A 3699-nucleotide genomic window follows, 5' to 3' on the forward strand; every position below is an offset into this window, starting at 1 on the left:
GTGCTTTTTTATTAATTGTCGAAGCCTACTTTATCGACCAGCTCACTGGCCTGTTTGCGATGGCTTACGATTTCTGTGAGCGGGGTTTTGTCGATTGTCAGCTCACCGAAGGATTTCACAATCGGATCAAGCGGCGCACCGGCTTTAACCGGATATTCGAAATTGGCTTCTGCATAGATTTTCTGAGCTTCATCAGAAACCAGATATTCAAGCAGCTTCACAGCAGCGTCTTTGTTCTTGGCATGTTTGGCAAGGGACGCACCGCTGATATTGACCTGTGTGCCGCCTTCTTTGAAGGTTGGCAGAATGACTTTGAGGCTTTCACCCCATTTGACCTGCTCTTCACCGCCCTTGCCGGAACGCATCAGGCCGACATAGTAGGAGTTGGCAACTGCGATATCGCAAATGCCGCCTGCAATGTCTTTCGCGCCGTCACGGTCACCACCAGCAGCTTTACGTGCCAGATTGGCTTTGACGCCTTTCAGCCATTCTTCGGTTTTTTCAGCGCCGTAATGGGCGATGTAATCGGCGATCAGGGCTGTGTTGTAAGGATGCTGACCTGCACGGATACAGATTTTGCCTTTCCATTTCGGATCGGACAGATCTTCATAATTCAGAGCGGTAACATCCAGATCCTTGGCGGCATAAACAACGCGGGCGCGCATGGACAGGGCAAACCACTCACCTTTGGCATCGCGCAGCTGTGCCGGAACGGCTTCTTCCAGTACTTTGGACGAAACAGGCTGGGTGAGGCCTTTTTCAGTCAGGTCGATCAGGTTGCCCGCATCAACGGTCATCAGAATGTCCGCAGGGGAATTTTCACCTTCAGAGGCAACGCGCTCAGCCAGACCGTCTTTCAGGAATACGGTGTTGACCGTAATACCGCTGGAAGCCTTGAAGGCATCAAGCAGAGGCTGGATCAGACCCGGTTCGCGGGTGGTATAGATATTGACTTCCTCTGCATTCGCAGCGCCTGCGAAAAGGGTTCCGAGGACGAGAGCAAAGCCTGCTTGCGCATATCCGGTTCTGGTCATTGTATCTCTTTCATGATTGAAACTGCATGGACAGAAATTATGATTAATAAAGTCAACTATTGGTTGACTTTGACTGTCAAGTCAAGCCTTTGTGAGCAGGTTGTATGTGCGTTTAATCGCGGAAGAAGAGCGCTTTGTCCGTATCAAGCTGCAAATGTATTTTCTGAATATTGGCCGGTAACCGGAGAGAAGTGCGGATGCGCAGGGGCGTTTGCAGATCACCGGTGCGGATGAGAAGTTCTTCAGTTTCACCCAGAAAATGACGGCCTGTCACTGTGCCTTCAGTTGTGTTCTGCAGATTATCTGTACCGGCCACAGGAAGAATATGGGAAGGTCGCAGATACATTGTTACCGGTCCGTCGCTGAGCTCTGTATTGCTGACCGGAAAAGTACCGAGCGGAGTTTCAATCGTCCCGCTTTTGATTGTGCCCGGAATAGCGTTGAAACTGCAGAAGAAATCAGCTGCATAACGCCCGTTCGGATGGTCGTAGATTTCATGCGCTGTGCCCTGCTGGATGATTTTGCCTGATTTCATCAGGATAATCCGGTCTCCGGCAGACAAAGCCTCTTCGGCATCATGCGTAACGATAATAACGGTGGTGCCCAACTGGCGCAGCAGAGCAATGGTTTCACTGCGTACTTTCTGGCGCAAACCCTGATCGAGATTGGAAAAGGGCTCATCCATCAGCAGAATGTCCGGGGTCGGCGCCAGTGCGCGCGCCAATGCCACGCGCTGTTGTTCACCGCCCGAGAGCATATGCGGATAACGGGATGCCATATGGGACAAGCCGACCAGAGCCAGCAATTCATCGGCACGGGCCGAGGCTGTTGCCCGCGGTGTTTTCCGCAAGCCGAACAGGACATTTTGCTTTACCGTCAGATGCGGGAACAGGGCGTAATTCTGAAAGACTACGCCGACACGGCGTTGCTCCGGTTCGATAAAATGCGTACCGTTGACGATAGGCTGATTATTGATGAAAACCGAACCGCTGTCCGGCGTATCAATACCGGAGATAATCTTCAGCAGAGTGGTCTTACCGCAACCGGAATGGCCGACAAGACAGATGATTTCACCGGAAGCAACAGACAGCGAAATATCCTGCAGTGCGGCAGTGGTGTCGAAATGTCTGCTGACGGATGAAACCTCCAACGCAGCAAGTCTGTTATCACTTTGTCCGGTGTGGTCTTTTGAATGCACTGTTCACTCTGCCTGTTTCCGTTCTGATTTTGCTATAACACCGGTTCCGGAGTTGTACTATAAAAACCTGACATTTATTATCTTGTAAAACTGAATATGTTTGGCAATGCCGGAGGAGCACGGGCAATGTTGAAAATCGCAGTGAAACGGATTTACGAAGATGTCTCACCGGATGATGGTTTCAGAGTGCTGGTTGACCGCATCTGGCCGCGCGGTGTGAGCAAAGAAGAAGCTGCCCTTGACCTCTGGCTCAAAGAGATCGCGCCGACAACGGAACTGCGGCAATGGTTTCATCATCAGGAAAGCAGTCCGGAAAACTGGCAGATATTCTGCGGGCGCTATCGTGAGGAATTGCGGCATAATCCTGAACCTGTGAAACTGCTTTTGCAGCATTGTTCCGAGGGGGCGGTTACGCTGCTTTATTCAGCAAAAGATACAGATCATAATCAGGCAATTGTTCTCAGAGATTATTTGTCCGGGCAGCAAGCGCCGTAAACGGCGATGTTTTGAGAGATGTTTTCTGACTTGTATGAAAAATTGATTGTAATCAATGAATTAATGCAGGAATCTGCAATTCTGCCCTCATATCCGGTAGCAGACATGCGTTGCAAAAGGCCATATTGCGGCCGTGTATAGCAGGCATGTTGACCGGCAGGTTTTCGATCCTCAAGACGAAAAGGATATGATTATGACTGTTACCAATAAGGTTGCGTTAGTTACCGGTGCGGCTCAGGGCATTGGCCGCGGCATTGCGTTGCGCCTGGCAAAAGACGGTTTTGATCTGACACTGGTTGATCTGAAAGAAGACAAGCTTGAAGCGGTTGCCAAAGAGATTGAAGCGCTCGGGCGCAAGGCAACGACTTTTGCTGCCGATGTCAGCAAGCGCGATGATATTTATGCGGCCATTGAATATACCGAGAAAGAGCTCGGTGGTTTTGATGTGATTGTGAACAATGCCGGTATTGCGCAGGTTAAGCCGCTTTCTGAAGTGACGCCGGAAGAAGTTGACCGGATCTTTAAGATCAATATTGACGGTGTGCTCTGGGGTATTCAGGCGGCAGCGGCGAAGTTCAAGCAGCGCGGCCAGAAGGGTAAAATCATCAATGCGTCGTCTATTGCCGGTCATGATGGTTTTGCGATGCTTGGCGTTTATTCCGCAACCAAATTTGCAGTACGTGCGCTGACACAGGCTGCGGCGAAAGAATATGCCAGCGCGGGCATTACCGTGAATGCTTATTGTCCGGGCATTGTCGGTACCGATATGTGGGTGGAAATTGATGAACGCTTTGCGGAAATCACCGGCGCACCGAAGGGCGAGACCTATAAGAAATTTGTTGAAGGGATTGCCCTTGGCCGTGCGCAAACACCGGATGATGTGGCCGCGCTGGTTTCTTTCCTTGCAGGGCCGGATTCTGATTATATTACCGGTCAGGCCATTCTTACTGACGGCGGTATAGTTTATCGCTA

At 50.7% G+C, this 3699-nt stretch carries 4 protein-coding genes; 2 read left to right on the forward strand and 2 right to left on the reverse strand.

The features are described 5' to 3' along the window. Positions 1 to 11: 11 nt before the first annotated feature. Together A918_RS0101555 and A918_RS0101560 are read right to left on the reverse strand one after the other, a co-directional pair. Positions 12 to 1034: a Fe(3+) ABC transporter substrate-binding protein gene (locus A918_RS0101555; protein WP_022709352.1), complete on the reverse strand. Its 1023-nt coding sequence runs from the start codon at positions 1032 to 1034 to the stop codon at positions 12 to 14. A 112-nt stretch (positions 1035 to 1146) separates the two neighbouring features. Then, positions 1147 to 2232 (reverse strand): ABC transporter ATP-binding protein, encoded by a 1086-nt coding sequence (locus A918_RS0101560; protein ID WP_033315809.1) that lies wholly within the window; start codon positions 2230 to 2232, stop codon positions 1147 to 1149. A 126-nt stretch (positions 2233 to 2358) separates the two neighbouring features. Here A918_RS0101560 and A918_RS0101565 point away from each other — a divergent pair, with 126 nt between their 5' ends. Together A918_RS0101565 and A918_RS0101570 are read left to right on the forward strand one after the other, a co-directional pair. Further along, positions 2359 to 2727 (forward strand): DUF488 domain-containing protein, encoded by a 369-nt coding sequence (locus A918_RS0101565; RefSeq protein WP_022709354.1) that lies wholly within the window; start codon positions 2359 to 2361, stop codon positions 2725 to 2727. Positions 2728 to 2920: 193 nt separating this feature from the next. Continuing rightward, positions 2921 to 3699, forward strand: a 779-nt coding sequence (locus A918_RS0101570) for an acetoin reductase (protein ID WP_022709355.1), incomplete at its 3' end; no start/stop codon positions are given.

The organism is Pseudochrobactrum sp. AO18b (genome assembly GCF_000409565.1).
Classification (GTDB): domain Bacteria; phylum Pseudomonadota; class Alphaproteobacteria; order Rhizobiales; family Rhizobiaceae; genus Pseudochrobactrum; species Pseudochrobactrum saccharolyticum.

What these genes read in the sequence shown, in the direction of transcription:
- A918_RS0101555 (WP_022709352.1), bottom strand. Translation starts at nt 1,034, where the DNA reads ATGACCAGAACCGGATATGCGCAAGCAGGCTTTGCTCTCGTCCTCGGA.
- A918_RS0101565 (WP_022709354.1), top strand. Translation starts at nt 2,359, where the DNA reads ATGTTGAAAATCGCAGTGAAACGGATTTACGAAGATGTCTCACCGGAT.